This is a genomic window from Nocardia sp. NPDC019323 (assembly GCF_044389845.1).
In the GTDB taxonomy this organism is placed as follows: domain Bacteria; phylum Actinomycetota; class Actinomycetes; order Mycobacteriales; family Mycobacteriaceae; genus Nocardia; species Nocardia implantans.
Genome location: NZ_JBIRYN010000005.1, coordinates 424,385 through 450,363, shown reverse-complemented (window position 1 = coordinate 450,363; position 25,979 = coordinate 424,385). Strand labels below are relative to the sequence as shown.

General features: G+C 69.1%; 25 protein-coding genes. 11 read left to right on the top strand and 14 right to left on the bottom strand.

Features of this window, described 5'->3' with window-relative positions; all coding sequences use genetic code 11:
- The 11 genes from nuoK to ACH49X_RS21375 all read right to left on the bottom strand — a co-directional run bounded on the left by nuoK (nucleotide 1) and on the right by ACH49X_RS21375 (nucleotide 11,538).
- The gene (nuoK, locus tag ACH49X_RS21425) at nucleotides 1–300 is read right to left on the bottom strand and encodes an NADH-quinone oxidoreductase subunit NuoK (protein WP_195081174.1); all 300 of its coding nucleotides are present in this window, start codon (nucleotides 298–300) and stop codon (nucleotides 1–3) included.
- Nucleotides 297–1,127: an NADH-quinone oxidoreductase subunit J gene (locus tag ACH49X_RS21420; protein WP_195081175.1), complete on the bottom strand. Its 831-nt coding sequence runs from the start codon at nucleotides 1,125–1,127 to the stop codon at nucleotides 297–299. The genes nuoK and ACH49X_RS21420 overlap by 4 nt, the downstream gene beginning before the upstream one ends.
- Entirely contained in the window at nucleotides 1,124–3,019 is a 1,896-nt protein-coding gene (gene nuoH / locus ACH49X_RS21415) for an NADH-quinone oxidoreductase subunit NuoH (RefSeq protein WP_397070607.1), read from the bottom strand. Before nuoH ends, ACH49X_RS21420 begins: the two co-directional genes overlap by 4 nt.
- Nucleotides 3,012–5,549, bottom strand: coding sequence for an NADH-quinone oxidoreductase subunit G (locus ACH49X_RS21410; protein WP_195081177.1), 2,538 nt, complete (start codon nucleotides 5,547–5,549; stop codon nucleotides 3,012–3,014). The genes nuoH and ACH49X_RS21410 overlap by 8 nt, the downstream gene beginning before the upstream one ends.
- Nucleotides 5,546–6,868 carry an NADH-quinone oxidoreductase subunit NuoF gene (gene nuoF, locus ACH49X_RS21405; protein WP_195081178.1) on the bottom strand — a complete coding sequence of 441 codons (1,323 nt, stop codon included), beginning with the start codon at nucleotides 6,866–6,868 and terminating at the stop codon, nucleotides 5,546–5,548. Before nuoF ends, ACH49X_RS21410 begins: the two co-directional genes overlap by 4 nt.
- Nucleotides 6,865–7,596 carry an NADH-quinone oxidoreductase subunit NuoE gene (nuoE, locus tag ACH49X_RS21400; protein ID WP_357206142.1) on the bottom strand — a complete coding sequence of 244 codons (732 nt, stop codon included), beginning with the start codon at nucleotides 7,594–7,596 and terminating at the stop codon, nucleotides 6,865–6,867. Before nuoE ends, nuoF begins: the two co-directional genes overlap by 4 nt.
- Entirely contained in the window at nucleotides 7,593–8,918 is a 1,326-nt protein-coding gene (nuoD, locus tag ACH49X_RS21395; RefSeq protein ID WP_357104964.1) for an NADH dehydrogenase (quinone) subunit D, read from the bottom strand. Before nuoD ends, nuoE begins: the two co-directional genes overlap by 4 nt.
- Nucleotides 8,918–9,694, bottom strand: coding sequence for an NADH-quinone oxidoreductase subunit C (locus ACH49X_RS21390; RefSeq protein WP_357206140.1), 777 nt, complete (start codon nucleotides 9,692–9,694; stop codon nucleotides 8,918–8,920). The genes nuoD and ACH49X_RS21390 overlap by 1 nt, the downstream gene beginning before the upstream one ends.
- Nucleotides 9,691–10,245, bottom strand: coding sequence for an NADH-quinone oxidoreductase subunit B family protein (locus tag ACH49X_RS21385; protein WP_067807367.1), 555 nt, complete (start codon nucleotides 10,243–10,245; stop codon nucleotides 9,691–9,693). The genes ACH49X_RS21390 and ACH49X_RS21385 overlap by 4 nt, the downstream gene beginning before the upstream one ends.
- Nucleotides 10,246–10,296: 51 nt before the next feature.
- Complete coding sequence (locus ACH49X_RS21380) at nucleotides 10,297–10,677, bottom strand: NADH-quinone oxidoreductase subunit A (RefSeq protein ID WP_195081182.1); 381 nt, start codon at nucleotides 10,675–10,677, stop codon at nucleotides 10,297–10,299.
- Nucleotides 10,678–11,118: 441 nt separating this feature from the next.
- Entirely contained in the window at nucleotides 11,119–11,538 is a 420-nt protein-coding gene (locus ACH49X_RS21375) for a response regulator transcription factor (protein ID WP_195081183.1), read from the bottom strand.
- 141 nt (nucleotides 11,539–11,679) lie between these two features.
- On the opposite strand from ACH49X_RS21375, the gene ACH49X_RS21370 reads away from it, so the two are divergent.
- Genes ACH49X_RS21370 through ACH49X_RS21360 form a run of 3 tightly spaced genes read left to right on the top strand, consistent with a single transcriptional unit; the run spans nucleotide 11,680 to nucleotide 15,194 of the window.
- Nucleotides 11,680–13,221: a hypothetical protein gene (locus tag ACH49X_RS21370; protein WP_195081184.1), complete on the top strand. Its 1,542-nt coding sequence runs from the start codon at nucleotides 11,680–11,682 to the stop codon at nucleotides 13,219–13,221.
- A gap of 3 nt (nucleotides 13,222–13,224) precedes the next feature.
- Nucleotides 13,225–13,668, top strand: a complete 444-nt coding sequence (locus tag ACH49X_RS21365; protein WP_195081185.1) for a hypothetical protein — start codon at nucleotides 13,225–13,227, stop codon at nucleotides 13,666–13,668.
- On the top strand, nucleotides 13,665–15,194 hold the full coding sequence (locus ACH49X_RS21360; RefSeq protein ID WP_323124271.1) for an FHA domain-containing protein: 1,530 nt from the start codon (nucleotides 13,665–13,667) through the stop codon (nucleotides 15,192–15,194). The genes ACH49X_RS21365 and ACH49X_RS21360 overlap by 4 nt, the downstream gene beginning before the upstream one ends.
- A 25-nt stretch (nucleotides 15,195–15,219) precedes the next feature.
- Here the strand turns inward: ACH49X_RS21360 and ACH49X_RS21355 are convergent, their stop codons facing one another.
- Both ACH49X_RS21355 and ACH49X_RS21350 read right to left on the bottom strand, forming a co-directional pair.
- Nucleotides 15,220–16,074: an SAM-dependent methyltransferase gene (locus tag ACH49X_RS21355; RefSeq protein WP_357206138.1), complete on the bottom strand. Its 855-nt coding sequence runs from the start codon at nucleotides 16,072–16,074 to the stop codon at nucleotides 15,220–15,222.
- Between the two features lie 65 nt (nucleotides 16,075–16,139).
- Nucleotides 16,140–17,003 carry a LysR substrate-binding domain-containing protein gene (locus ACH49X_RS21350; protein ID WP_323124290.1) on the bottom strand — a complete coding sequence of 288 codons (864 nt, stop codon included), beginning with the start codon at nucleotides 17,001–17,003 and terminating at the stop codon, nucleotides 16,140–16,142.
- 156 nt (nucleotides 17,004–17,159) lie between these two features.
- Here ACH49X_RS21350 and ACH49X_RS21345 point away from each other — a divergent pair, with 156 nt between their 5' ends.
- Genes ACH49X_RS21345 through ACH49X_RS21325 form a run of 5 tightly spaced genes read left to right on the top strand, consistent with a single transcriptional unit; the run spans nucleotide 17,160 to nucleotide 22,030 of the window.
- Nucleotides 17,160–18,602: a form I ribulose bisphosphate carboxylase large subunit gene (locus ACH49X_RS21345; RefSeq protein WP_357206136.1), complete on the top strand. Its 1,443-nt coding sequence runs from the start codon at nucleotides 17,160–17,162 to the stop codon at nucleotides 18,600–18,602.
- 20 nt (nucleotides 18,603–18,622) lie between these two features.
- Nucleotides 18,623–19,045: a ribulose bisphosphate carboxylase small subunit gene (locus ACH49X_RS21340; protein ID WP_357206134.1), complete on the top strand. Its 423-nt coding sequence runs from the start codon at nucleotides 18,623–18,625 to the stop codon at nucleotides 19,043–19,045.
- On the top strand, nucleotides 19,035–20,039 hold the full coding sequence (locus ACH49X_RS21335; RefSeq protein ID WP_357206133.1) for an AAA family ATPase: 1,005 nt from the start codon (nucleotides 19,035–19,037) through the stop codon (nucleotides 20,037–20,039). The genes ACH49X_RS21340 and ACH49X_RS21335 overlap by 11 nt, the downstream gene beginning before the upstream one ends.
- A gap of 24 nt (nucleotides 20,040–20,063) precedes the next feature.
- Nucleotides 20,064–21,140 (top strand): class 1 fructose-bisphosphatase, encoded by a 1,077-nt coding sequence (locus tag ACH49X_RS21330; protein WP_357206131.1) that lies wholly within the window; start codon nucleotides 20,064–20,066, stop codon nucleotides 21,138–21,140.
- Between the two features lie 11 nt (nucleotides 21,141–21,151).
- Nucleotides 21,152–22,030, top strand: coding sequence for a phosphoribulokinase (locus ACH49X_RS21325; RefSeq protein WP_195081191.1), 879 nt, complete (start codon nucleotides 21,152–21,154; stop codon nucleotides 22,028–22,030).
- A 14-nt stretch (nucleotides 22,031–22,044) separates the two neighbouring features.
- On the opposite strand, the gene dinB is transcribed toward ACH49X_RS21325, so the two are convergent.
- A complete protein-coding gene (dinB, locus tag ACH49X_RS21320) occupies nucleotides 22,045–23,280 on the bottom strand; it encodes a DNA polymerase IV (RefSeq protein WP_357104989.1) in 1,236 nt (411 codons plus the stop codon).
- A 117-nt stretch (nucleotides 23,281–23,397) separates the two neighbouring features.
- Between dinB and ACH49X_RS21315 the strand changes: the two genes are divergently transcribed.
- From ACH49X_RS21315 to ACH49X_RS21305, 3 genes are read left to right on the top strand one after another with little or no spacing between them, the layout of a single operon-like run.
- Nucleotides 23,398–23,778: a BlaI/MecI/CopY family transcriptional regulator gene (locus ACH49X_RS21315; protein ID WP_043691105.1), complete on the top strand. Its 381-nt coding sequence runs from the start codon at nucleotides 23,398–23,400 to the stop codon at nucleotides 23,776–23,778.
- Complete coding sequence (locus ACH49X_RS21310; protein WP_195081193.1) at nucleotides 23,775–24,725, top strand: M56 family metallopeptidase; 951 nt, start codon at nucleotides 23,775–23,777, stop codon at nucleotides 24,723–24,725. Before ACH49X_RS21315 ends, ACH49X_RS21310 begins: the two co-directional genes overlap by 4 nt.
- A gap of 19 nt (nucleotides 24,726–24,744) precedes the next feature.
- Complete coding sequence (locus tag ACH49X_RS21305) at nucleotides 24,745–25,854, top strand: DNA glycosylase AlkZ-like family protein (protein WP_357206129.1); 1,110 nt, start codon at nucleotides 24,745–24,747, stop codon at nucleotides 25,852–25,854.
- Nucleotides 25,855–25,979 lie beyond the last annotated feature (125 nt).

The window sequence follows — 25,979 nt, the reverse complement described above, 5'->3', positions numbered from 1 at the left end:
TCAGAACTTCAGCGCGCTGGCGTCGTCGACCGAGGTCGAGCGGCGGGTACGGAAGATGGTCATGATGATGGCCAAGCCGACGACCACCTCGGCCGCCGCGACCACCATCGTGAAGAACGCGAACACCTGTCCGTCGAGGTTCTCGTGCATCCTGGCGAAGGTGACGAACGTGAGATTCACCGCGTTGAGCATCAACTCCACGCACATGAACACGACGATGGCGTTGCGCCGCAGCAGCACTCCGGCCGCTCCGATCGTGAACAGCAGGGCGGACAGGAACAGGTAGTTCTCGGGATTCACCGGTTGCCTTCCTCGTCGCTGGGTGTGTCGGTCCCGTCCGGTGCGGGCGTGGTGCCGACCGAGATGACGGCCGCTTCGGTGAGCGCCCTGGTGCGGCGGTGCCGCAGGATGGTGCTGACCGACAGTTCCTCGAACGACCCGTCGGGCAGCCGCGCGGGGATGTCCACCGCGTTGTGCCTGGCGTAGACGCCGGGGGTGGGCAGTGGTGTGGCGCGGTGGCCTTGCTCGCGGAACCTGCGCCGCGACAGCTCGCGCTGGTCGGTGCGGGGGCCGAAGTGCTCGCGGTGGGCGAGCACCATGGCGCCGATGGTGGCGGTGATCAGCAGGGCGCCGGTGAGTTCGAAGGCCCACACGTAGCGCAGGAAGATCAGTTCGGCCAATTCGGCGATCACGTTGCGTCCGGGAAAACCCCTGGCGGGGAGAGTGATGCCGGATTCGCGCACGCCGTGGGCGATGCCGCTGCTGAGCAGCAACCCGAAACCGACGCCGACCGCGGCGGCGGCGAGCCGCTGGCCGCGGATGGTCTCCTTCAAGGATTCGGCGGAGTCGACGCCGACGAGCATCAGCACGAACAGGAACAGCATCATCACCGCGCCGGTGTAGACCACGATCTGCACGATGCCGAGGAACAGGGCGTCCTGGGCGATGTAGAACGCGGCCAGCGCGATCATCGTGGCGGCCAGGCACAGTGCGGAGTGCACCGCCTTGGGGGCGAACACCATGCCGAGGGCGCCGAGTACGGCCAGCGGGGCGAGAATCCAGAACTGGACGGTCTCCCCGGTGGAGGCGCGGGTCAATGGCTCCGCGGCCAGGATCAGTTCGGTCACCGTGTCGCTCCTTCCACACCGGCGGCGGCAGGTCGGCGGGGCACATCGGTCGCCGTGGCTCCGTTGGGGGCCGGCGTGGCGCCCGGCACTCGGCCGAGGTAGTAGTCCGCCTCGTCGGCGCCGGGGTGCATGGCGTGCGGCGGCGCGGTCATTCCCGGTTGCAGCGGGGCGAGCAAGCGGTCCTTCTCGTAGATCAGATCGGCCCGGTTGTCGTCGGTCATCTCGTAGTCGTTGGTCATCGTCAGCGCCCGGGTGGGGCAGGCTTCGATGCACAAGCCGCAGCCGATGCAGCGCAGGTAGTTGATCTGATAGACCCGGCCGTATCGTTCACCGGGCGAATACCGTTCGGTCTCGGTGTTGTCGGCGCCCTCGACATAGATCGCGTCGGCGGGGCAGGCCCACGCGCACAGCTCGCAGCCGATGCACTTCTCCAACCCGTCGGGATGCCGGTTGAGCTGGTGCCTGCCGTGGTAGCGCGGCGCGGTCGGCGTCTTCTGCTCGGGATAGAACTCGGTGTTCGGCTTCTTGAACATGGTGCCCGCGGTGGCGGCGAACCCGGCCAGCGGCTCGAACAGCCCGGCTTTGGCGCGGGTGGCGTCGCGGGCGTGCGCGTCGGCGGGCAGCGGCGGAACCGGGAAGCCGAGGAAGACCGTCGAGTCGGTGCCGTCCGTTGCCACGGGTTCCTCGACCGGTGGTGGCGCCGCCTGCGCTCGGCCGGCGCGCAGGAACTGCAGCACCAGCAGGCCGGTGACCACCAGGCCGCCGATCACCAGGATGGGGGTTTGCACCCGGTAGCCCTCGGCTTGCAGCACCCGCGCGGTGGCCACCACCATGACCCAGGCCAGCGAGGTCGGGATCAGCAGTTTCCAGCCGAGATTCATGAACTGGTCGTAGCGTAGCCGTGGCAGCGTGCCGCGCAGCCAGATGAAGACGAACAGGAACGTCCAGACTTTCGCGGTGAACCACAGCACCGGCCACCAGCCGGAATTCGCGCCGTCCCACATGTTCAACGGCCATGGCGCGTGCCAGCCGCCAAGGAACAGGGTGGTGGCCAGCGCGGACACCGTCCCCATGTTGACGTACTCGGCCAGCATGAACATCGCGAACTTGAGCGAGGAGTACTCGGTGTGGAAGCCGCCGACCAGCTCGCCTTCGGCCTCGGGCAGGTCGAACGGCGCGCGGTTGGTCTCGCCGACCATCGAGACGCAGTAGATCAGGAACGACGGCAGCAGCAGGAACACATACCAGGTGCCTTCTTGCGCGGACACGATGCCTGAGGTGGCCATGGTGCCCGTGAGCAGGAACACCGTCGCGAAGCACAGCGCCATCGCGATCTCGTAGGAGATGACCTGCGCCGTCGAGCGCAGCCCGCCCAGCAGCGGGTAGGTGGAGCCCGAGGACCATCCGGCCAGCACGATGCCGTAGACGCCGATGGAGGTGATCGCGAGGATGTACAGCACCGCCACCGGCAGATCGGTCAGCTGCAGCGGAGTGGTGACACCGAAGAAGGACACTTCCGGTCCGAACGGGATGACCGCGAAGGCCATGAAGGCGGGCACCACCGAGATGACCGGCGCCAGGATGTAGATCGGCTTGTCCACGATCGCCGGGACGATGTCCTCTTTGAGGGCCATCTTCACGCCGTCGGCGATGCTCTGCAACGAACCGAACGGCCCGGTGCGGTTCGGGCCGATACGCATCTGCATGCGCGCCACGATCTTTCGTTCCGCCAGCACCGCGACCAGCGGGATCAGCATCAGGTAGACGAAGACCGCCAGCGCTTTGACGATCACCAGCCACAGGGGGTCGTGCCCGAAGCCCGCGGGTGCGTAGGGATCGGCGGCGGTGTCGGTCACCGTGGAGGCCAGGACGAGCGTGGCGAGATCACTCATGGCGGTGCTCCTTCATCCTCTCGTCGGCGTGCCGCAGCTGCACGATCGCGCCGGGCTGGACGCCGAGTTGCTCGGCGATGGAGCAGCCGGGCGAGTGCTGCGGCAGCCAGACCACGCGGTCGGGCAGGTCGCTGATCAGCAGGGGAAGCGTGACCGCGCCGCGGCTGGTGGCGACGGTGACCGGATCGTCGGGCTGCACGCCGATCTCGGCGGCGGTGGCCGCCGACAGCCGCACCACCGGAGGCCGGGCGATGCCGGCCAGGTTGGGTTCGCCGTCCTGCATGCGCCCCTCGTCCAGCAGCATGCGCCAGCCGGCGAGCACCGCCGTTCCTGGTTCCGGCCGCGGCAGCGGGTTCGGCGCATGGGTGGGTGCGGTGACGGGCGTGCCGTCCCACGCGCCGAGTTCGTCGAGTTCGGCGCGGGCGGAGTCGATGTCGGGCAGACCCAGGCGCACCGACATCTCGGCGGCGATGGCGTGCAGCACGCGCTGATCCGACAGCGGCGCGGTTCGGCGGCGTACCATGTCGTCGCCCAGCGCGGCGGCGAACGGGCGCGGCCTGCCCTCCCAGGTGCGGAAGGTGCCGGATTTCTCCATCGCCGTGGCCACCGGGAACACCACGTCGGCGCGTTCGGTGACGGCGCTGCGGCGCAGTTCCAGGCTCACCACGAATCTGGCGGCGTCGATGGCGGCCAGCGCGGCGGCCGGGTCGGGCAGGTCGGCGACGTCGACTCCGCCGATGACCAGCGCGCCGAGGCCGGGCGCCGCCTCCAGGATGGCCGTCGTGTCGCGGCCGGCGCCCACCGGCAGTTCCGGCACGTTCCAGACGGCCCTGACCTGTTGGCGGGCACGGGGATCGGCGACCGGCCTGCCGCCGGGAAGCAGGCCGGGCATGGCGCCCGCTTCCACCGCGCCGCGTTCGCCCGCCCGGCGCGGCACCCAGGCGAGGGCGGCGCCGGTCTCATCGGCGAGCCGCACGGCGGCCGACAACGCGCCCGCGACGGCCGCCATGCGCTCGCCGACCATGATCACCGCACCCGGTTCGCGCAGCAGCCGGGCCAGGTCGGCCAGCTGGGCGGGATCCGCACCGGGCGTGGTGATCTCGCCGGTGCGGATCGCGTCGAGCAGATGCGGTTCGGCGCCGGGCGCGGTGCGCATCAGCCGTCCGGACATGCGCTCGAGCCCGCGCGATGAGTACGGCGCCAGCGCATAGATCGGCAGGCCGCGCTTGCGGGCGGCCTTGCGCAACCGCAGGTAGACGATCGGTGACTCTTCTTCGGGTTCGAATCCGACCAGCAGCACGACCGGCGCGGCTTCCATGCTGTCGTAGGTGACCGCGGGGTCCTGGCCCGCGACGCGGGCGGCGAGGAAGTCGGCCTCCTCCGCCGAATGCGCCCGGGACCGGAAATCGATGTCGTTGGTGCCGAGGGCGACTCGCGCGAACTTGGCGTAGGCGTAGGCGTCCTCCTCGGTGACCCGGCCGCCGACCAGGACCCCCGCGTTACCGAAGGACGCGGCCAGTCCCTCCGCTGCCGCGGCCAGCGCCTGCGACCACGAGGCGGGGGTGAGTTCGCCGTCCCAGCCGCGCACCAAGGGGGTGGTGAGCCGGTCGGGCTCGGTGGCATAGGTGAAGGCCCACCGGCCCTTGTCGCAGTTCCACTCCTCGTTGACCTGCGGGTCGTCGCCGGCCAGCCGGCGCAGGACCTTGCCGCGGCGGTGGTCGGTGCGCTGGGCGCAGCCGGAGGCGCAGTGCTCGCAGACGTTCGGGCTGGACACCAGGTCGAATGGGCGCGCCCGGAATCGGTAGGCGGTGCCGGTGAGCGCGCCGACCGGGCAGATCTGCACGGTGTTGCCGGAGAAGTAGGAGTCCAGCGGTTCGGCCTGCGCGGTGCCGACCTGTTGCAGCGCGCCGCGATCCATCAGCTCGATGAACGGATCGCCGGCGATCTGCTGGGAGAAGCGGGTGCAGCGGGCGCACAGCACGCAGCGTTCGCGGTCCAGCAGCACGGCCGTGGACAGCGGAATCGGTTTGGGGTAGGTGCGTTTGCGGCCGTCGAATCGGGATTCGGCGCGGCCGGTGGACATCGCCTGGTTCTGCAGCGGGCACTCGCCGCCCTTGTCGCACACCGGGCAGTCGAGCGGATGATTGATCAGCAGCAGCTCCATCACGCCCTCCTGCGCCTTGTCGGCGGCGGGGGAGGTGAGCTGGGTGCGCACCACCATGCCGTCGGCGACGGCCATCGTGCAGGAGGCGACCGGTTTGCGCTGCCCTTCGACGTCGACCAGGCATTGGCGGCAGGCGCCGACCGGGTCGAGCAGGGGATGGTCGCAGAAGCGGGGGATCTGGATGCCGATCAGTTCGGCGGCCCGGATCAGCAGCGTGCCGGGCGGCACGCTGACGGCGGTGTCGTCGATTGTCACGGTCACCAGGTCGGTGGGCGCGGGGCCGCCGTTGTCGTCACGCACGGTGGCGGGCCCGCTCGCCGCACGGCCGCCACCCCTGATCGCATCGCTGCGCGATACCGGTTTCATCGGACCTCTTCTCCTGACTCCGCCCATGCCGTGCTGCGCGCCGGATCGAACGGGCAGCCGCCGAGCCGCAGGTGTTCGGCGTACTCCGCGCGGAAGTACTTCAGCGAGGAGACGATCGGGCTGGCCGCGCCGTCGCCGAGGGCGCAGAACGACTTGCCGTTGATGGTGTCGCTGATGTCGAGCAGCTTGTCCAGGTCGGACGCGACGCCGGTGCCCGCCTCGATGCGTTGCAGCAGCTGCACCAGCCAGTAGGTGCCCTCCCGGCACGGGGTGCACTTGCCGCAGGACTCGTGGGCGTAGAATTCCGTCCAGCGCAGCACCGCCCGCACCACGCAGGTGGTGTCGTCGAAGATCTGCAAAGCCTTGGTGCCGAGCATGGATCCCGCGCCGGCGACGCCTTCGTAGTCGAGCGGCACGTCGAGGTGTTCCTCGGTGAACAGCGGCGTCGACGAGCCGCCCGGCGTCCAGAACTTCACCCGATGCCCGGCGCGCACGCCGCCCGCGTAACCGAGCAGCTCGCGCAACGTGACGCCCAGCGGCGCCTCGTACTGCCCCGGCCGCGTCACGTGACCCGACAGCGAGTAGAGGGTGAAGCCGGGCGATCGCTCACTGCCCATGGACCGGAACCACGCGATGCCGTTGCGGATGATGGGCGGCACGCTGGCGATGGACTCCACGTTGTTCACCACGGTCGGGCAGGCGTACAGGCCTGCGACGGCGGGGAACGGCGGGCGCAGCCGAGGCTGGCCGCGGCGGCCTTCCAGCGAGTCCAGCAGCGCGGTCTCCTCACCGCAGATGTAGGCGCCCGCTCCCGCGTGCACGATCAGTTCCAGGTCGTAGCCGGAACCGAGGATGTCGTGACCGAGGAAACCCGCTTCGTAGGCCTGGGCCACCGCGGCCTGCAGCCGCCGCAGCACCGGAACGACTTCGCCGCGCAGGTAGATGAACGCGTGCGCCGCGCGGATGGCGTAGGCTGCGATGACGACGCCTTCGATCAGCGCGTGCGGCGCGGCCAGCATGAGCGGAATGTCCTTGCAGGTGCCGGGTTCCGACTCGTCTGCGTTCACCACCAGGTAGTGCGGTTTGGTGACGCCGTCGGGGCCGGGGCCCTGCGGGATGAAGCTCCATTTCATGCCGGTGGGGAAGCCCGCGCCGCCGCGCCCGCGCAGGCCCGCGTCCTTGACCGTCTGGATGACCTGATCCGGCTCCATCCGCAGTGCGGCGCGCAGCGCTTGATAGCCGTCGTGGCGCAGGTAGGTGTCCATCGTCCAGGACTGCGGGTCGTCCCAGTAGGTGCTCAACACCGGGGTGAGCGTCATCGCGTGCCCTCCTCGCGGGCGACCCGCAGACCGGCGAGCGTCGCCTCACCGGCCGCGCCGTCGAGCACACCGGGGCGCTCGTCGGGGAACCCGGCGAGGATGCGCGCGGTCTGCTTGAACGTGCACAGCGGCGCGCCCCTGGTCGGGGTGACCTGTTGTCCGGCCCGCAGCGCGTCCACCAACGCTCGCGCGGACTCAGGGGTCTGGTTGTCGAAGAACTCCCAGTTCACCATGATCACCGGCGCGAAGTCGCAGGCCGCGTTGCACTCGACGTGCTCGAGCGTGATCGACCCGTCCGCCGTGGTCTCGCCGTGCCCGATGCCGAGATGGCGCTCGAGCGCGGCGAGGATTGCGTCGCCGCCCATGACCGCGCAGAGGGTGTTGGTGCAGACGCCGACGTGGTAGTCACCGGTGGGTGTGCGCCGGAACATCGAATAGAAGGTGGCGACCGCGGTGACTTCGGCGCCGGTCAGGCCCAATTGCTCGGCGCAGAACTCGATTCCGGTGCCGGTGACGTAGCCCTCCTCGGACTGCACCAGGTGCAGCAGGGGCAGCAGCGCCGAACGCGGATGCGGGTAACGCGCGATGATCTCCTTGGCGTCGGTCTCGAGCCGTTCGCGCACGAAGGGCTGATAGGGCTCGGGGCGGGTACTGAGCTTCAGCAGGACTTGCGTCCCGCCGGTCGCGTAGCCGCCGTTGGGGGTGTCGCCGTGCGTTGCCGGGTTCATCGGTCCACTCCGCCCATGACGGGGTCGATGCTGGCGACCGAGGCGATGACGTCGGCGACCATGCCGCCCTCGCACATCGCCGCGACCGCTTGCAGATTGGTGAACGAGGGGTCGCGATAGTGCACCCGGTAGGGCCTGGTGCCGCCGTCGCTGACCATGTGCACGCCCAGTTCGCCGCGCGGTGACTCCACGGCCGCGTACACCTGGCCCGCGGGCACGCGGATGCCTTCGGTGACCAGCTTGAAGTGGTGGATCAGGCCCTCCATGGACGTGCCCATGATCTTGCCGATGTGCGCGGGGGAGTTACCCAGTCCGTCGGCGCCGAGTTGCAGGTCGGCGGGCCAGGCGATCTTCTTGTCGTCGATCATCACCGGTCCCGGCCGGAGCCGGTCCAGGCACTGCTCGACGATCTTCAGCGATTCCTTCATCTCATCCACCCGGATGACGTAGCGGCCGTAGCAGTCGCATCCGGTGGTGGTGGGGACGTCGAATTCGTAGTTCTCGTAGCCGCAGTAGGGCTGGGCTTTGCGCAGGTCGTGTGGCAGGCCGGTGGCGCGCAGCACGGGGCCGGTGATGCCGAGGGCCATGCAGCCCTGCAGGTCGAGATAGCCGATGTTCTGGGTGCGTGCCTTCCAGATCGGGTTGGCGGTGAGCAGGTGCTCCATGTCGCGCAGCCGTTTGGGCAGCAGCGCGAGCAGTTCGCGCACTTTGGTGACGCCGTCCTCGGGCAGGTCCTGGGCCAGGCCGCCGGGGCGGATGAACGCGTGGTTCATGCGCAGACCGGTGATCGTCTCGAACACGTCGAGGATCAGCTCGCGTTCGCGGAAGCCGAAGAGCATCGGCGTCAGCGCGCCGAGCTCCATGCCGCCGGTGGCCAGGGCGACCAGGTGCGAGGAGATGCGGTTGAGCTCCATCAGCAGCACGCGCACGATCGTGGCGCGCTCTGGGATCTGTTCGGTGATGTCGAGCAGCTTCTCCACGCCCAGGCAGTACGCCGTCTCGTTGAAGAACGGCGACAGGTAGTCCATCCGGGTGACGAAGGTGACGCCCTGGGTCCAGTTGCGGAATTCGAGATTCTTCTCGATTCCGGTGTGCAGGTAGCCGATGCCGCAGCGGGCTTCGGTGACGGTTTCGCCTTCGATCTCCAGGATCAGCCGCAGCACGCCGTGGGTGGACGGATGCTGCGGGCCCATGTTGACGACGATGCGTTCTTCGCCCGCGCCGGACAGCGTCTCGGCCACCTGGTCCCAGTCCTGCCCCGCGACGGTGACCGTGGCGGGCTCGGGGGAGGTGACCTCGGGTTCGGTGTCGGTGTCGTGCATCAGCTGTATGCCCTCCGCTCGTCGGGCGGCGGGATGCGCGCGCCCTTGTATTCGACCGGGATCCCGCCGAGCGGGTAGTCCTTGCGCTGGGGGTGGCCGCGCCAGTCGTCCGGCATGGTGATCCGGGTCAGCGAGGGGTGCCCGTCGAACCGGATGCCGAAGAAGTCGTAGGTTTCGCGCTCGTGCCAGTCGGTGGTGGGATACACCTCGTAGAGCGAGGGGATGTGCGGATCGGCGTCCGGCGCGGCGACCTCCACCCGTAGGCGGCGGTTGTGCGTGATCGACATGAGGTGGTAGACGGCGTGCAGTTCACGGCCGGAATCCTCCGGATAGTGCACGCCGTTCACACCGAGGCAGAGTTCGAAACGCAAAGCGGGGTCGTCCCGCAGCGCGCGGGCCACCACGGGCAGCTGCTCCCGGCGCACGTGCAGGGTTAGCTCGCCGCGGAAGACGATCACCTTCTCCAGCGCCGCCTCCGGACGGGAGCCGGCGGCGGTGAGCGCGGCGCGCAGCACGTCGACGACCTCGTCGAAGTACCCGCCGTAGGGTGGCGGCGTGCCGCCGGGCAGGGTGACCGGGCGGACCAGGCGGCCGTAACCGGAGGTGTCGCCGGTGCCGGTGACGCCGAACATGCCGCGGCGCACGCCGATGACGTCGGCCTCAGGCGGTACGGAATCCTCCTCCGGCAGTGTGCCTTCCGGCCCCGCGGTGGCCGCGGCATCGATCGCGTCGTGCGCGGGCGGGGTCTCGGTGTCGTCGGGGGTGTCGAAGGTCATCGCAGCAGACCCTCCATCCGGATGGTCGGCGTCGAGGCGAGCGCGGCCTGTTCGGCGGCGCGGACGGCTTCCTCGCGGTTGACGCCGAGCGGCATCTGTTGAATCTTGGCGTGCAGTGCCAGGATCGCGTTCAGCAGCATCTCCGGCCGGGGCGGGCAGCCGGGCAGGTAGATGTCCACCGGCACCACGTGATCGACGCCCTGCACGATGGCGTAGTTGTTGAACATCCCTCCGGATGAGGCGCAGACGCCCATCGCGAGCACCCATTTCGGTTCGGTCATCTGGTCGTAGACCTGGCGCAGCACCGGAGCCATCTTCTGGCTCACCCGGCCCGCGACGATCATCAGATCGGCCTGCCGCGGCGAGGCGCGGAAGGCCTCCATGCCGAAGCGGGCGATGTCGAATCGGCCCCCGCCGGTGGCCATCATCTCGATGGCGCAGCAGGCCAGCCCGAAGGTGGCTGGCCACAGGGAGCCCTTGCGCAGGTATCCGGCGAAATCCTCGACCGTGCTCAGCAGGAAGCCGCTGGGCAGTTTTTCCTCGAGACCCATGTTCTACTGACTCGCTTCCATTCGTCGGCTACGAAATCGGCTGCCGGGCGGTCACTCCCAGCTGAGCCCACCCCGCCGCCATTCGTAGGCGTAGGCCACCGAGACGTTGACGATGAACAACGCCATCGCGGCCAGACCGAAGAGACCGAGCGCATCGAAGTGGACTGCCCACGGGTAGAGGAACACGATCTCGATGTCGAAGATGATGAACAGCATGGCGGTGAGGTAGTACTTCACCGGAAAGCGTTGCCCGGTAACGTTTCCCGGCCCGCCCGCGACGGCGTGGGGCGTCGGCTCGATACCGCATTCGTAGGGTTCGAGCTTGGCCCGGTTGCGTCGTTTCGGACCGACCAGGGCGGACAGGACGATGGAGAACAACGCGAACGCCGCCGCGATCGCGCCGAGTACAAGCGTCGGCACCTCGATGTTCACGACTGCACTTCCCCTCCTTGCGAGCGGCAGATAACAGCGTCCGAGGCGGGCTGACGTCGTTGTCCGCCTCGGCCAGACTCGCCCCTCGGCTCCACCCGGGGACGGTCATTACCGGATCCGTCTCCGTGTGAGATAGGGCACAGCCTACAACTGAACGGGCGGCCCGCAGCGTGTTTGGCGACGGCGTTTGATCGAATTCAGTACAAGCATTTATGACCGAAACGGTGGTAATCCGCGCGGAGCGTCCGCAGGGTTGGGTGAACGGTCAGTTGGAAGCCTGAGATGTCGGGTTTCGCGACGTCAAATGTGGTCCCGAGCGGGTTCGCAGTCGGGAAGGGCGACAATTGTGTGACACACGGGGCCGTGGGCGCGCAGGGCGTCCGCCAGGAGCCGGCACGCCCGAGCAAACTAATTCATGATCGCTATGAATGGCCGGTGCGATCAGGCTGCCGTGCGGTTGCGCAGCAGAGCGACGACGGCCTCGGTGAGCCGCAGTGGATCGATGGGATGCGCCACCGCCGCCTCCGCCCGTGACCAGCTGGCCAGCCATGCGTCGTCGGGCCTGCCGGTGAGCACCAGCAGCGGCGGGCACGGATCGACTTCGTCCTTCAACTGCTTGGCGATGCCGAGCCCACCTGCCGGGGAGGCCTCGCCGTCGAGCACAGCCAAGTCGATGCCGCCTGCGTCCAGTTGCGCGATCACCACGGGGGCGGTGGCGACCTCCAGATACTCGAACTCCGGTAGCTCCGCGCTCGGACGCTTGCCCAAGGCCTGGATCACCTGGCGCCTGGTGTCGGCGTCGTTGCTGTACACGAGAACCCGCAGCGGGGTGGAACGAGGAGAATCGGCCACGAACGGCATGGTACGTCCGCGACGGCGCACCGCGTGGCAGGTTCGGCGCAGATGATTCGCGCGCGTCGTGCACCGCGCGTCACCAGTGCAGTCGTCCCCCGAAAGCCGATGGCAAGCAGTTGACAAGAATCTGCCGGTAGAGTCCGGCCAATGCGGGGAGACATCACGCAGGCCCTCGTCGACACCGACGTCTGGACCGATGAAATGCTTGGCGGCGCCGGGATTCCGGTGATCGACGTACCGTTCGTGACCATCGGCAGCGGGATCGGGTCCTTCGTCACCTACGACACGCTCCGGATCTTCGGCGTGCCCGCGGAGGCGATGGCGGTGCTCGGTCCCCAGGAGCACCCGTGGGCCTCCTACGAGTATCTCACCAGGGTGTCTCAGATCCCCCGCGGCGAGCGCCTGCGCAGCGACTCCGCCTCCACCCCGGACAACATCTGGGGCTTCCCGTCCTACGCGGTGCGGGAGGCGATCGCCGACAAGTCGATCAAGGCGCTGTGGAACGTTTTGGTCGAGCCGATCTTCGCCAACTACTACACCCCGCGGGCGGGCCAGGCGTTCGAGTCCATGGAGCGGGAATTCCACCGCATCGGCTACGCCCGCTCCTTGCACCGCGGGCACGTGCGCATGGTCCGCAAGCGCCACGGCGGCGGGTACTTCACCATCCTCACTCCACCCGCCGGATCGACGCCGACCAAACGCGTCGCCTTCCGCAGCACGTATGTGCATGTGGCCGTGGGGTATCCGGGCTTGAAGCTGCTGCCGGACCTGCAGGAGTATCGCGAAACCCATCGTGACCCGACGCGCGTGGTCAACGCCTACGAGCCGCACGAGCACGTCTACCAGGCGCTACAGCGGCGGCCGGGTACCGTGCTGATCCGCGGCAGCGGGATCGTGGCCAGCCGCGTCCTGCAACGGCTCATCGACGACCGGGACAAATACCGCCTCGACACCCGGATCCTGCACCTGTTCCGCACCTATATCGCCGGACCGCACGGCAAGAACGTCTTCAGCAGGCGCAAGGGCGGCGACGGGTGGGCCTACCAGGGCTTCAACTATCCGAAGTCGGTGTGGGGCGGTCAGCTCAAGCAGAAGGTGCGGCGGCTGCAAGGCGAGGAACGGGCGCGGGCGTACAAGGAGATCTCCGGCACCAACACCCCCATCCGCGACAACTGGCAGGAACAGTTGCGCCGCGGTCGCCGGGAGGGGTGGTACCAGGTGATGGCGGGCACGATGCGTGCCCCGCGTCCGGCCGCGGGACGGCAGGGCGTGGTCGCCACGATTCTCCCGGACGCCGGTGCGCCGCTGCCGTTTCCCCCGCCGACGCAACCGTTCGACACGACCGTCGACTACATCATCGACTGCACGGGCCTGGAAGCCGACATCCGCGAGCACCGGCTGCTGGCAGATCTGCTCGATCACGCCGGCGCGGGTCGCAATCCGCTCGGCAGGCTCGACGTGGACACGACCTTCGAGCTGATCGGCACCCGCAGCGGGGCGGGACGGATGTACGCCTCCGGCAGCGCGACGCTCGGCGGGCCGTTCGTGGGCGTGGACACCTTCCTCGGCTTGCAGATCGCCGCGCAGGAGATCGCCGACGACCTGGCCGCGGTCGGGTTCTGCCGGAGGATGGGTCCGCTGCGCTCGACGCGGCAATGGTGGCTGTGGGTTACGAACGAGAAGATCTGAACAATGCTCCCAACTTTGAACGGGCGAATCCAGACCCGCCTGCTCGCGCTGAGCGTGATCGGCTTCGTCGTCGCGCTGCTGATCACCCCGTTGCTGCCGACCGGCTCGCTGAGCACCGGGCAGGCCTACCGGGTGACGCTGTCGGTGCTGCTGGCCACCGTTCTGGTCGGTGTGCTCTGGGAACTGCTCTACCATCTGCTGCAGCAGTTCCGCTGGGAAAAGGACTGGCCGACCCTGTTCGGTCTGGTCACCATCCTGAATGAAGGAGTGCTGATCTGGGTGCTGGTGCGCTACACCACGATGGTGCTGCCCGAGCATCTGCGCCCGTCGCTCACCGCCTTCCTGCTCCAGTTCGTCATCACGTGGATCGTCTTCTGGCTGATCGTGAACGGGCCGATGCGGGTGGTGTTCCATCGGTGGCGCTTCCAAGGCGGCCGATTCCTGTGAGCGCGCAGATCGAGGTGTTACCGGGCGCCCACCTGGTGGCGAGCGCCAGCGGCGCCGTAGTGGTCGTCGCGCACCGGAGCGACGGACCGGTCACGGCGGACACGGTCGCGGCCCGCACGATGACGGCGCTGCTGGACATCGTGGGCGAAGCCGTCGCGCGTGACCGCCGTAGCGGGCGGGCGGTGGCGCGGCTGGCCACGACATGGCTGATGGGCTTGTCCAACGGCGAGGAGGACGAGGTCGAATTCGGCGTGATCACGCCGGTGGACGACGGACTCGCGGTGTTCCTGCACGGGGGCATCACCGCGGTGCTCGCCGGGCCGGGCCACACGGAGGTGCTGCGCGGCCGGGACGCCGGATTCACCGTCGACCGGATGGTGACGCCTGCACCCGGCAGTGGCGCGGGACTGTTCGTGGACGAGGCGGGTTGGGCCGCGGAATCGCTGCCGGAGCGCGGGATCCTCTCCCTCGGCGCCGGGACCGCACCTGGATCGGGAGCGGTGTTGTGGTCGGCCGCGATCGGTGACGAGCCGCGCGGCCACGGCGTCACCGAGGGGCTGCGGCAGCCGCACGCTGGATCCACACCGCACGCCGAACCGGAGCCGACCGGTGAACCGCGGGGAACCGCGGAGCCGCCGCACGCCGCGCCACGACCGGCGTCCGAACCGCATCCCGTTCAGGCCCCGGCGCCGATGCCGGGTCCGAATGTGACCGCCGCACCGCAGGCGGCGCCGCAACCACACCGTTCCGGTGCGCAGCCGGGTTCCGACACGCCCGCGGCCCAACCACGGCGAGCGCCGAGCTTGCGTAAAGGCGAGGACTCCGTTGATGCCGCGACGGAAATCGATCTCCATGCGCCGTCGCGGCGCGCCACGCCACGCGATGGCGTGACACCCGCCGCGCAGCCGATTCCGCCGGCGCCACCGCCCGCACACCGCACGGATCGGGATCACGCGATCGCCAACGACGCGAACCTCGCCGAGACCGTGGCGCCCTCGGCCGGAGTCGTCGCGGCCGCGCTCGGTTCGACCGGATCGAACACGATGGGGCATCGGGTGATCGTGCAGGGTTTCCAGTGCGCCCGGCGTCATCACAACGATCCGCGAGTGTCGTTCTGCGCGGTGTGCGGCATCCGGATGGATCAGCTCACCTGCGTGCTCAGCGCAGGGGTGCGCCCACCGCTCGGTGTGCTGCTGCTGGACGACGGCACGTCGTTCGTCCTGGACAGCGACTGCGTTCTCGGTCGCGAGCCGGAACATTCGGAGGCGGTCGCGCGTGGTGCGCGGCCGGTGCGGCTGGAGGACAGCTCGGGCGGAATGTCACGGGCGCACGCGGAGATCCGCCTGCTCGACTGGGATGTCACGGTCGTGGACGGCGGCTCGACCAACGGCACCCACATCCGTCATCCCGGCCGCCAGGACTGGGTCCGGGCGGTGCCGGGCCAGCCGATCGTCCTCGCACCGGGCGCGCAGATCCAACTGGGCGGACGCGTCCTGACCTTCGACTCCCAGCACGGCCAGCTGTAGCGGCGGGCGGCGGCGATCGGCGCGCTCAGGTGCGGCGGAAGCGGATGATGCCAGACCACGGGTTGCGCACGGGTTTGCGGGGGTCGGGCTGGGGCAGGTAGGTGAACGGCCGCAGGTACCACGGCGCCCGGCGGAACTTGCGGGCGTGCAGCAGCAGGCTCTCGAGCTCGATCGGCTGCCAGCCCAGGTCTTCGAAGAAGCGGACGCCGTTGGCGGGCTCGAACTTCATCGGGGCGTTGGCGAAGGTGTCCCCGGAGCGCATCTTGCGCATCCCGAGACTCAAATCCAGCAACCACCAGGCGATCTCGGGGCGGGACAGTGCGGCGGCAAGGTCGGTGACCGTCGGCGGGTCGAGGTACATCAGCAGGCCCTCGGTGAGTACCAGGGCTTTCGACGCGGGGGCGGTGACCGGGCCGATCGCGCCGAGCGCCTCGTCGAGGAACTTCGCCCGCGCGTCCGGATCGGCGAGATCGACCGCTCGGCGGATGAGCACGCAGTGCGGCGTCTCACCGGCGAGGGCGCTGTCCTTCTCCGCGACGAGCTCGGGCAGGTCGGCCTCGATCCACAGCAAATCGTCGGGCAGCGCGAGCCGATAGGGGCGGGTGTCCAGGCCTGCGGCGAGGTTGAGGACGCGGTCGCAGCCTTCGCCGATCGCGGTGGCGACGAGGTCGTCGATCAACTTGGTCCGTGTGACGATCGGCCACCCGCCGCGCATCACCGGGGGTGCGTTGTCGGCGATGGCGTGGCCGCGTTCGCCGGCCAGCCGGTCGGCGAGCGGGTCGCGGAACAGCGCGTCCGGGCGCTCGGTCTCGCGTGCCCGGTAGGCCGCGACCCAGCGAGCGGTGTCCGAGACGTTGGACGGTACTTCCCCTCCGGTCATGCGAGCCAGTCTGTCACATCCAGCCAGCGGATTCCGCGCCGATCGTGGGCTTGTCGGTGGCGGCTTCAATGGGGGTGGAATGCGGCGGAGCCGGCCTCGGCGGCGTCGAGCAGGTGTGCCAGGAACAGGCGGGTGGTCGGCGTCGGGGTGCGGGTGGTGACGGCGTGCCACGGACGATCCAGCGGGGTGCCATCGACCGGGAGCACGCGCAGCACGCCGTTGTCCAGGTCCTGGGAGATGGCGTCGCTGTGGATCAAGGTCACGCCCAGTCCTTCGCGCGCGGCGGCCAGGACGGCGCCGTGGGATCCGAGGGTGAGCGTGGGCGGTTCGATCCGGAGCTGATCGAGCAAGCCGAGGGTGGCCTCGCGGGTGCCGGAACCGCGCCCGCGCAGCAGCCAGGTGGCGTGCAGCGGGTCGAGTTCGGGCAGGCCGACCACGACCAGGCTGCTCGGCCGACGGGCGCGCACCACCAGCCCGGTGTCGCGCGGCGGGCGCCCCGCGATGACGAGATCCGTTTCGTGATGCTGCAATTCGAGGAACAGCGCGTCGCGCGGATGCACCGACAGGCTCAGTTCGATGTCGGGGAACCGGCGGCGGAACGACGCGAGCGGCCGCAGCAGGATGTACTCGCCCGCGGTGGCGACCACGCCGATCCGCAGGCGCCCGGTCTCGGCGCGGCGCACGGCGGCCTGCGCCTCCTGCATCAACCCGAGGATGCCGCGGCAGTACTCGGCGTAGACCCGCCCGGCCTCGGTGAGCGCGATGCCGCGCCCGGCCTTCGCGACGAGCTTGGCCCCCAGCTGTTTCTCGACGTGTGCGACGGCCGCGGAGACGGCGGCCTCGGTGATGTGCAGTTGCGCCGCGGCGCGGCGAACGCTGCCGTGGCGGGCGACGGCCAGGAAGGTTTCCATCCGAGCCGCGGTCACCATACCCACCGGAAAACGGTAACAAACTCAACGAATACGTTGAATATCGCGAGGAACAATCAAATTGTTTGTCGGTATCCGGCCGGTCATCCTGGAAATCTCGAGGCACGCCCGTTCACCCGGGTGCGGGTGTCCCGCAGTGGCACAGCAGGAGGAACGATGGCCGAAGAAACCGAACGCGACCGCTGGGATCCGGGTGTCCAGTCCTATGCGTCGATGGGGTATTACGCGCCCGACTATCAACCGTCGGACACCGACGTGCTCGCCGTGTTCCGTGTGACTCCGCAGCGCGGCGTCGATCCGATCGAGGCGGCTGCCGCGGTGGCGGGTGAGTCCTCCACGGCGACCTGGACGGTGGTGTGGACCGACCGGCTCACGGCGCACTCGCGCTACCAGGCGAAGTGTTACCGCATCGACGAGGTGCCAGGACGGCCGGGGGAGTACTTCGCCTATATCGCTTACGATCTCGACTTGTTCGAGGAAGGGTCGATCACCAATCTGACCTCTTCGATCATCGGCAACGTGTTCGGGTTCAAGCCGCTGCTGGCGCTGCGGCTGGAGGACATGCGCATCCCGGTGGCTTACGTGAAGACGTTCCAGGGGCCGCCGCACGGCACGGTGATGGAACGCGAATATCTCAACAAATACGGCAGGCCGCTGCTCGGCGCGACGGTGAAACCGAAACTCGGGCTATCGGCCCGCAATTATGGCCGCGTCATCTACGAGGCGTGCAGAGGCGGTCTGGATTTCACCAAGGACGACGAGAACATCAACTCGCAGCCGTTCATGCGCTGGCGCGACCGCTACTTGTTCGCGATGGAAGGCGTCAACCGCGCGATGGCCGAGACCGGCGAGATCAAAGGCCATTACCTCAATGTGACCGCGGCGTCGATGGAGCAGATGTACGAGCGCGCGGAATTCGCCAAGGAACTCGGCAGCGTCGTCATCATGATGGACCTCACCGTCGGCTTCACCGCGATGCAGTCGATGTCGCACTGGGCGCGCCGCAACGGGGTGCTGCTGCACCTGCATCGCGCGGGGCATTCCACCTACACCCGGCAGAAGACGCACGGTGTCAGCTTCCGGGTGCTGGCCAAGTGGTGCAGATTGATCGGCGTCGACCATCTGCACGCGGGCACCGTGGTCGGGAAGCTGGAAGGCGACCCGGCGACGACCAAGGGGTTCTACGACACGTTGCGGGACAACCACATCCGCACCGAGCCGGCCAACGGGATCTTCTTCGACCAGTACTGGGCCAGCCTGCCCGGGGTGATGCCGGTGGCTTCCGGCGGCATCCATGCCGGGCAGATGCATCAGCTGCTCGACCTGTTCGGCGACGACGTGGTGTTGCAGTTCGGCGGCGGCACGATCGGGCATCCGCTCGGCATCGCCGCGGGCGCGGAGGCGAACCGGGTCGCGCTGGAGGCGGTCGTTCAGGCTCGCAACGAAGGCCGCGACCTGCTGAAGGAAGGCCCCGAGGTGTTACGGAAGGCGGCCGAGATCTGCCGTCCGCTCGACGTCGCGCTGGCGACCTGGGGCGATGTCACCTTCGACTACACCTCCACCGACGCGCCGGACGCCGTGCCGACGGCCAGTCGCTGACCGTTCAGGAAGGAAAACCGATGTATCTCAGGCACGGAACGTTCTGCTACTTGCCGCCGCTGACCGATGAGCAGATCGCCGCCCAGGTGCGCTACGCGTTGCTCAACAGCTGGCCTGTGTCCATCGAGTACACCGACGATCCACACCCACGCAACGCCTACTGGGAGATGTGGGGGCTGCCGCTGTTCGACCTGGACGAGCCCGACGGCGTGCTGGCCGAGATCAACGCGTGCCGGGCGACGTTCCCCCGGCACTACGTGCGGGTGCTCGCCTACGACGCCCGCTACACCAGACAGACGACGGCGCTGAGTTTCCTGGTGCAGCGGCCGCCCGACGAGCCCGGCTTCGTGCTCACCCGCACCGAGGGCCCCGACCGCAGGCAGACCTACGGCCTGCACTCGTATGCCACGACCGTCCGGCCGGGACAGCGGTATGGCGGCTGAGCGCAACGGCTCCGGATTCCGTCTGCACCGGCCGGGGGCCGAGGTCCCCGGCGCGGTGCGGACGGCGCCCGCCGAATCGGAGGAGCCGCAGATCCTGGCCGAGGACGCGGTGCTCGACCTGTCGAGCGACGTCGCCGGGCACGACGTCGAGGAGACGTTGCGCAGGCTGGACGCGGAGCTGATCGGGCTCGCTCCGGTGAAGCGGCGGGTACGCGAGATCGCGGCGCTGCTGCTGATCGACCGGGCCCGGCAGCGTTTCGGGCTGACCTCGTCGCGGCCGACCATGCACATGAGCTTCACCGGCGGGCCGGGCACGGGCAAGACCACGGTGGCGTTGCGGATGGCGCAGATGCTGCACGCCCTCGGCTACATCCGCAAACCGAAGGTGCACACCGTCACTCGCGACGATCTCGTGGGCCAGTTCATCGGGCACACCGCGCCGAAGACGAAGGAGGCGCTGGCCAAGGCTGCGGGCGGGGTGCTGTTCATCGATGAGGCCTACTACCTGTTCCGGCCGGAGAACGAACGCGACTACGGGCAGGAGGTGATCGAGATCCTGTTGCAGGAGATGGAGAACGAACGCGCCAGCCTGGTGGTGATCTTCGCCGGCTATCCCGACCGGATGGACCGGTTCTTCTCCGCCAATCCGGGCCTGTCCTCGCGGGTGGCTCATCACCTGGAATTCGCCGACTACACGCACGCGCAGCTGCTGGGCATCGCCGAACTCATGGTCGCGGGGGAGAATTTCCACTTCGACGACGCGGCGCGCACCGCTTTCGGGGAGTACCTCCAGCGCCGGATGGCCCGCCCGCGCTTCTCCAACGCGCGCAGCGTGCGCAACGCGCTCGACCGCTGCCGGTTGCGGCAGGCCAAACGTCTCGTCGAACTGCGCAGACCGCTGACCAGAACCGATTTGATCACGCTGACCGACGAGGATGTCTACGGCAGCAGCGTGTTCACCGACCCGGAGCCCGCGGGCGGGCCGACCGTGTGACCGCGGTGACGAGATCGAGGCGTTATGCCAGAAGGACTGAAGACCCTCACCCGCTATACCATCGAGCAGGAGCATCGGCATCCCGGATCGTCCGGTGAGTTCTCCGCCCTGGTGAACGTGATCGCGACCGCGACGAAGATCGTCGCCAACCAGGTCACCAGGGGTGCGATCGCCGGCTCGATCGGCGCGTCCGAACCGGACAATCTGCCGCCGACGGTACATCGCAAGCTGGACGCGATCTCCAACGACATCATGGTCGCCCAGACGCGATGGACCGGCCATCTTTCGGCGTTGCTTTCCGAACAGATCAGCGAGATCCATCCGGTGCCCGCCACGCATCGGCGGGGAAAATACCTGCTGGCCTTCGACCCACTGGACGGTTCGTCGAACATCGACGTCAATCTTCCGGTGGGCACCATCTTCAGCGTGCTGCGCGCGCCCGCGCAGGGCACGGCCCCGTCCGCGGCCGACTTCCTGCAGCCCGGCATCGAGCAGGTGTGCGCGGGCTTCACCCTGTACGGCCCGGCGACCATGCTGGTGCTGACGACCGGCAGCGGGGTGGACGGGTTCACCCTGGACCGGGAGATCGGCGCGTTCGTGCTGACCCACCCGCGGATGCGCATCCCCGATGACACCTCCGGTTTCGCGATCAACGCGGCCAACGAGCGGTTCTGGGAACGGCCGGTGCGCCGTTACGTGCACGAGTGCCTCGACGGCGTCGACGGCCCGCGCGAACGCGATTTCAATATGCGCTGGGTTGCCTCGCTGGTGGCCGACACGTTCCACATCCTCACCCGAGGCGGGGTGTATCTGTATCCGCGTGACACCCGTCCGCCCACGCGTCCGGGCCGGGTGGCATTGCTGTATGGCGCCAATCCCATCGCGTTCATCGTCGAACAGGCCGGTGGCGCGGCGACCACCGGCAGCGAGCGGGTGCTGGAAGTGGAGCCCCGCGACGTCCATCAGCGGGTGCCGCTGATCTTCGGCTCCCGCAACGAAGTCGAGCGCATCGAGCGGTATCACCGTGAACCCGACGAGGGCCCCAGCTTCGACACCTCGCTGTTCGGCAGGCGGTCGCTGTTTCGCCCGGCCCAGCGCTGAACAGGAGAACCATGTCGGTCAAGCATCCGGTCGTCGCCATCACCGGATCCTCCGGGGCGGGGACCTCCAGCGTGACGCGGACGTTCCAGGAAATCTTTCGTCGCGAAGGGATCAACGCGGCCGTCGTCGAGGGCGACGCGTTCCACCGCTACGACCGCAACGAGATGAAACTGGCCATGGCCGAGGCCGAGCAGAACCGCAATGTTCGGTTCTCCCATTTCGGTGAGGAAGCCAACCTGCTGAAGGAACTGGAGACGCTGTTTCGAGACTACGGCGAGACCGGCGTCGGAACCGTGCGCCGCTACCTGCACGACGAAGCCGAAGCCAAACCCTACGGTCAGCCGCCGGGCACCTTCACGCCGTGGGAGGAACTGGCGCCGGGCAGTGATCTGTTGTTCTACGAGGGCCTGCACGGCGCGGCGGTCACCTCGACCGTCGATGTGGCGCGCTACACCGATCTGCTGGTCGGCGTCGTGCCGATCATCAATCTGGAATGGATTCAGAAGGTCATCCGGGACAAGACCGAGCGCGGGTACTCCAGCGAGGCCGTGATCGATACGATCCTGCGGCGGATGCCCGATTACGTCACCTACATCTGCCCGCAGTTCTCCCGCACCTACGTCAACTTCCAGCGGGTGCCGACCGTGGATACGTCCAATCCGTTCATCGCGCGCACCATTCCGACGGCGGACGAGAGTTTCGTGGTGATCCGGTTCGCCGACCCGAAGGTGATCGACTTCCCCTATCTGCTGTCGATGCTGCACGACTCGTTCATGTCCCGGTCGAACTGCATCGTGGTGCCCGGCGGCAAGATGGAGCTGGCCATGCAGTTGATCTTCACGCCGCTGATCCTGCGGTTGATGGACAAGCGGCCGAAACGGTCGTACTGAGCGGCGGGGCAGCGCTAGTCGGGCAGCAGCGGCACCGAGAGCCCCTCACCGCGGTGCAGCAAAGCCGCGCGCGTGACGGCGGCGGAGCCGAAGCGCCTGCGCAAGTCGTCGAGGGTCGCGTCGAGGCTGCCCGCGGCACGGGGCTCGAAGGGCAGGGTGAGCTGGACGGAGTCGGCGTCGTCGAGGTTGGTCAGCGCGAGGCCGATCAGGGTGAGGCCGCGTTCCTGGATCAAGGGCATCGCGCCGGTGAGCAGGGTGCGGGCGGCGAGCAGGATGGTCTCGGTGTGGTCGGTGGCTTCGGCCAGGGTGTGCGAGCGGGTGGCGCGGGTGAAGTCGTCGAAACGCAGGCGCAGCACCACGGTTCGGCATACCCGGTCGGCGGTGCGCAGGCGTCTGCCGAGCCGATCGGTGAGTCCGTGCAGATAGGCCTCGATCTCCTCCGGCGGCCGGCGCTTGCGGCCGAGTGCGCGCTGGGCGCCGATCGAGCGCCGCCGCCTGCCGGTCTCGACCCGGCGTGGGTCACGTGCCCAGGACAAGGCGTAGAGGTGGCGGGCCGCGGCGGGACCGAGGATCGCCCGCAGCGGGCGCTCGCCCAGTTCGGCCAATTGACCCACGCGGGTGATGCCGTGCTCGCGCAACGTGCGCGCGGTGACATCGCCGACGCCCCAGAGTCTTTCGACCGGCAGCGGATGCAGGAAATTCAGTTCGCCGTCCGGCGGCACCAGCCGCAACCCGTCGGGTTTGGCGACGGCGCTGGCGACCTTGGCGAGGAACTTGGTGCGGGCGATGCCCACCGAGATGGGCAAGCCGACCCGGTCGCGAACTTGCGCGCGCAGCCGCGCCGCGATGGCGACCGGTTCGCCCGCGATCCGGCGCAGGCCGCCGACGTCGAGAAACGCCTCATCGATCGAGATGCCTTCGACCACGGGGGTGGTGTCGCGGAAGATCTCGAAGACGGCTTTGCTCGCCTCGGCGTAGGCGGACATGCGCGGCGCCACCACGATCGCGTGCGGGCACAACCGGCGCGCCTGCCCGCCGTTCATCGGGGTGCGCACGCCGAACGCCTTCGCCTCGTAGCTGGCCGCCAGGACGACGCCACCGCCGACGATCACCGGCTTTCCGCGCAGTCGCGGATCGTCACGTTGCTCGACCGACGCGTAGAACGAGTCGAGGTCGGCGTGCAGGATCGATGCTTCCGGCCGCGCGAGGATCCGAGGCCTTCGGGAGCGGGGCGCATCGGACACGAACATATGTTCGCACAGGCCTCCGACAGGTGAATCGATCTACTGGTTGCCTCCGTAGTAACCCGCCTCAACCGGTAACCTGTTCCCACGACGGGGCACAGCTCGGATGAGGGAGTCGGTACGGTGCGTGGATTCGGGGATCTGGAGGCGGTGATCATGGACCGCATCTGGGATCAGGACGCAGAGGACACAACGGTGCGTGAGATCTTCGACGAACTGTCGGCCCAGCGCGACATCGCGTATACGACGGTGATGTCGACCATGGACAACCTTCATCGCAAGGGGTGGCTCGCGCGCGAACGCGCAGGTAAGGCCTATCGATATTGGCCGACGCTGACCAGGGAGGAGCACAGCGCCAGGCTCATGCTGGAAGCGCTCGGTTCCGGCGGACGCTCGGATCTGGTGCTCAGCCATTTCGTCGATCGGATCAGCGCCGAGGAGTCGGCCGGGCTGCGTGCCGCGCTCCGCAGACTCGCGGCGCGCAAGTCACCAGAAGTCCCGTGAGCCTGGCCCTGGCACTGACGTTGTACGGCGGCGTCGTGGCGACCTTCGGTCCGCCCGTGCTGCGCAGACTGACCCACCGCGGGATCGCGCCGCGACTGGGTGTGATCGCCTGGGTGGTCGCGATCATCGGCGCGCTGAGCGCGTGGGGCGTGGCAGCCGCGGTGCTGACCGTCGAGTTCGCCACCTACTGGGGACATCCGAAGGACGCGTTGCGCGCCTGCGCGTCGTTCCTGTGGGCCCCCGCGGATGCGCACGGCGCCGCGGCAGGCCACGCGGCGACATTCGCGGTGGCGGCGCTGGTGGCCACCGGCACCGTCGCGCTGATCGCGCGCGCCGTGGGTGTCGTGATGGACATGCGCAAGCGCACCAGCGTCCACGCCCGAGCGGTCCGCTTGGTCGGCAGACCGGTGCCGGGTATCGGGGCGGTCGTGCTCGACTCACCGGAACGGCAGGTGTACTGCGTGCCGGGACGACCCGACACCATCGTGGTGACCACCGCCGCGCTGGATGCGCTGGACGACGACCAGCTCGCCGCGGTGCTCGCGCACGAACGCGCGCACCTGTCCGGCAGGCACGCGGCGCTGACGGCGGTGCTGCGCGCGGTGGCCAGCACACTGCCCGGCCTGCGGTTGTTCACCGGCGGTGCGGCCGAGATCGCCCGTCTGCTGGAGATGTGCGCCGACGACAAGGCCGCCGACGAGCACGGTTCGCTGCCTCTGCTGGGCGGCCTGCTGGCGATCGTCGGCATCGCCGAACCCGCGCCGCCGGGTGCGCTGGCCGCGGCGGGCACGGCGGTACTGGCCCGCGCCGAGCGGCTGGCCGACCCGGTCGGCGCGATCCGGCGCGCCACCACCCGCACCGCCCTGCTCGGCGTCATCGCCATGACGGTCACCGGGTCTGCGCTTGCCGCCGCGACGGTGGCCTGCGCGGGCACGCTGCTGAACTGACCACGAGTAAGGAGCACGAGTGCGGGCCACCTGGGATCAGGTCTTCGCCTGGCGGCTGGACCGGCAGTACGTCCGGTCGCGGACCGACGAAGGCGCGGTAGCGGTGGCCGGGCGTCTGTGCGGCGTGCAGGCTCAGATCACCTCGGCGGCGGAGCTGGCGGTGGCACTGCGCAGCACGAAGCCCGAATCCGGCGCGCTGGTTCGCGCGCTCGACGACGGTGCGCTGATGAAGACCTGGGCGATGCGCGGCACGTTGCACGCGCTGCCGCCGGAATCGGCCGCCGCCGTTCTCGCGCTGATCGGTTCCGCGCGCACCTGGGAGAAGCCTTCGTGGCAGAAGACCTTCGGCGCGTCGCCCGCGGAGGTCGCGGCGCTGACCGAGGCGGTCGCCGAGGTGCTCGACGCCGCCGTGCTCACCAGAGAGGAGCTGGTCGACGCCCTGGTGTCCGCGCCGGAGTTCCACCGGCTGGGGGAGGAGCTGCGATCCGGTTGGGGTGCGCTGCTCAAACCGCTGGCCTGGCAGGGCGCGCTGTGTCACGGCCCGGCACGGGGGACCAAGGTGACGTTCACCAGCCCGGCGCACCTGGTGCGCGACTGGCCCGGCCTGCCCGAGCCCGATGCCGCGGCGCCTGCGGCGATCCTCGGCTATCTCGGCGCCTACGGCCCGGCGACGCCGGAGACCTTCGACGCCTGGCTCACCCGCGGCAGCCTGCGCAAGACCACGGTGCGCCGCTGGTTCGCCGACTTGGGCGACCTGATCACCGAAGTCGACGTGGAGGGCCGTCGCGCCTTCCTGCCGACCGACCAGGTCGATGCCATGGCCGCCACCGCGCCGAGCGCGACGGTCCACCTGCTCGGCGCGTTCGACCAATACGTGCTGGGTCCTGGCACCGGCGACACCGACCTGCTGCCCGCCGCCCACCGCGCGAAGGTGAGCCGCGCCGCGGGCTGGATCTCTCCGATCGTCGTGGTGGGCGGACGCATCGCGGGCGTCTGGGAACTCACCGGGGACGCCGTCCAGATCACCATGTTCGACGGTGCGCCGTTGCCCACGCAGGGGCTGGAGGCGGCCGTCGCCCACGTGGCGCTGGCGGCCGGACGCCAGAGCCTCACGGTGCGTGCCGCGTAGCGGCGCAGTGCGGCGGCCACCCGGCGTTCCAGGGCGTGGAGGATGCGCTGCACACCAGAGCGGGCTGCTGGTGCTTCGACCCCGGAACGGGCGGGTCGCGGCGCAAAGGGCGTCGCGACCCGCAC

What these genes read in the sequence shown, in the direction of transcription:
- ACH49X_RS21350 (WP_323124290.1), bottom strand. Translation starts at nt 17,003, where the DNA reads ATGGTGACCGCGGCTCGGATGGAAACCTTCCTGGCCGTCGCCCGCCAC.
- ACH49X_RS21345 (WP_357206136.1), top strand. Translation starts at nt 17,160, where the DNA reads ATGGCCGAAGAAACCGAACGCGACCGCTGGGATCCGGGTGTCCAGTCC.
- nuoE (WP_357206142.1), bottom strand. Translation starts at nt 7,596, where the DNA reads ATGAACCCGGCAACGCACGGCGACACCCCCAACGGCGGCTACGCGACC.
- ACH49X_RS21410 (WP_195081177.1), bottom strand. Translation starts at nt 5,549, where the DNA reads ATGAAACCGGTATCGCGCAGCGATGCGATCAGGGGTGGCGGCCGTGCG.
- nuoH (WP_397070607.1), bottom strand. Translation starts at nt 3,019, where the DNA reads ATGAGTGATCTCGCCACGCTCGTCCTGGCCTCCACGGTGACCGACACC.
- ACH49X_RS21335 (WP_357206133.1), top strand. Translation starts at nt 19,035, where the DNA reads ATGGCGGCTGAGCGCAACGGCTCCGGATTCCGTCTGCACCGGCCGGGG.
- ACH49X_RS21325 (WP_195081191.1), top strand. Translation starts at nt 21,152, where the DNA reads ATGTCGGTCAAGCATCCGGTCGTCGCCATCACCGGATCCTCCGGGGCG.
- ACH49X_RS21365 (WP_195081185.1), top strand. Translation starts at nt 13,225, where the DNA reads ATGCTCCCAACTTTGAACGGGCGAATCCAGACCCGCCTGCTCGCGCTG.
- ACH49X_RS21340 (WP_357206134.1), top strand. Translation starts at nt 18,623, where the DNA reads ATGTATCTCAGGCACGGAACGTTCTGCTACTTGCCGCCGCTGACCGAT.
- nuoD (WP_357104964.1), bottom strand. Translation starts at nt 8,918, where the DNA reads ATGCACGACACCGACACCGAACCCGAGGTCACCTCCCCCGAGCCCGCC.
- ACH49X_RS21375 (WP_195081183.1), bottom strand. Translation starts at nt 11,538, where the DNA reads ATGCCGTTCGTGGCCGATTCTCCTCGTTCCACCCCGCTGCGGGTTCTC.
- dinB (WP_357104989.1), bottom strand. Translation starts at nt 23,280, where the DNA reads ATGTTCGTGTCCGATGCGCCCCGCTCCCGAAGGCCTCGGATCCTCGCG.
- ACH49X_RS21370 (WP_195081184.1), top strand. Translation starts at nt 11,680, where the DNA reads ATGCGGGGAGACATCACGCAGGCCCTCGTCGACACCGACGTCTGGACC.
- nuoF (WP_195081178.1), bottom strand. Translation starts at nt 6,868, where the DNA reads ATGACGCTCACCCCGGTGTTGAGCACCTACTGGGACGACCCGCAGTCC.
- ACH49X_RS21390 (WP_357206140.1), bottom strand. Translation starts at nt 9,694, where the DNA reads ATGACCTTCGACACCCCCGACGACACCGAGACCCCGCCCGCGCACGAC.
- ACH49X_RS21385 (WP_067807367.1), bottom strand. Translation starts at nt 10,245, where the DNA reads ATGGGTCTCGAGGAAAAACTGCCCAGCGGCTTCCTGCTGAGCACGGTC.
- ACH49X_RS21330 (WP_357206131.1), top strand. Translation starts at nt 20,064, where the DNA reads ATGCCAGAAGGACTGAAGACCCTCACCCGCTATACCATCGAGCAGGAG.
- ACH49X_RS21355 (WP_357206138.1), bottom strand. Translation starts at nt 16,074, where the DNA reads ATGACCGGAGGGGAAGTACCGTCCAACGTCTCGGACACCGCTCGCTGG.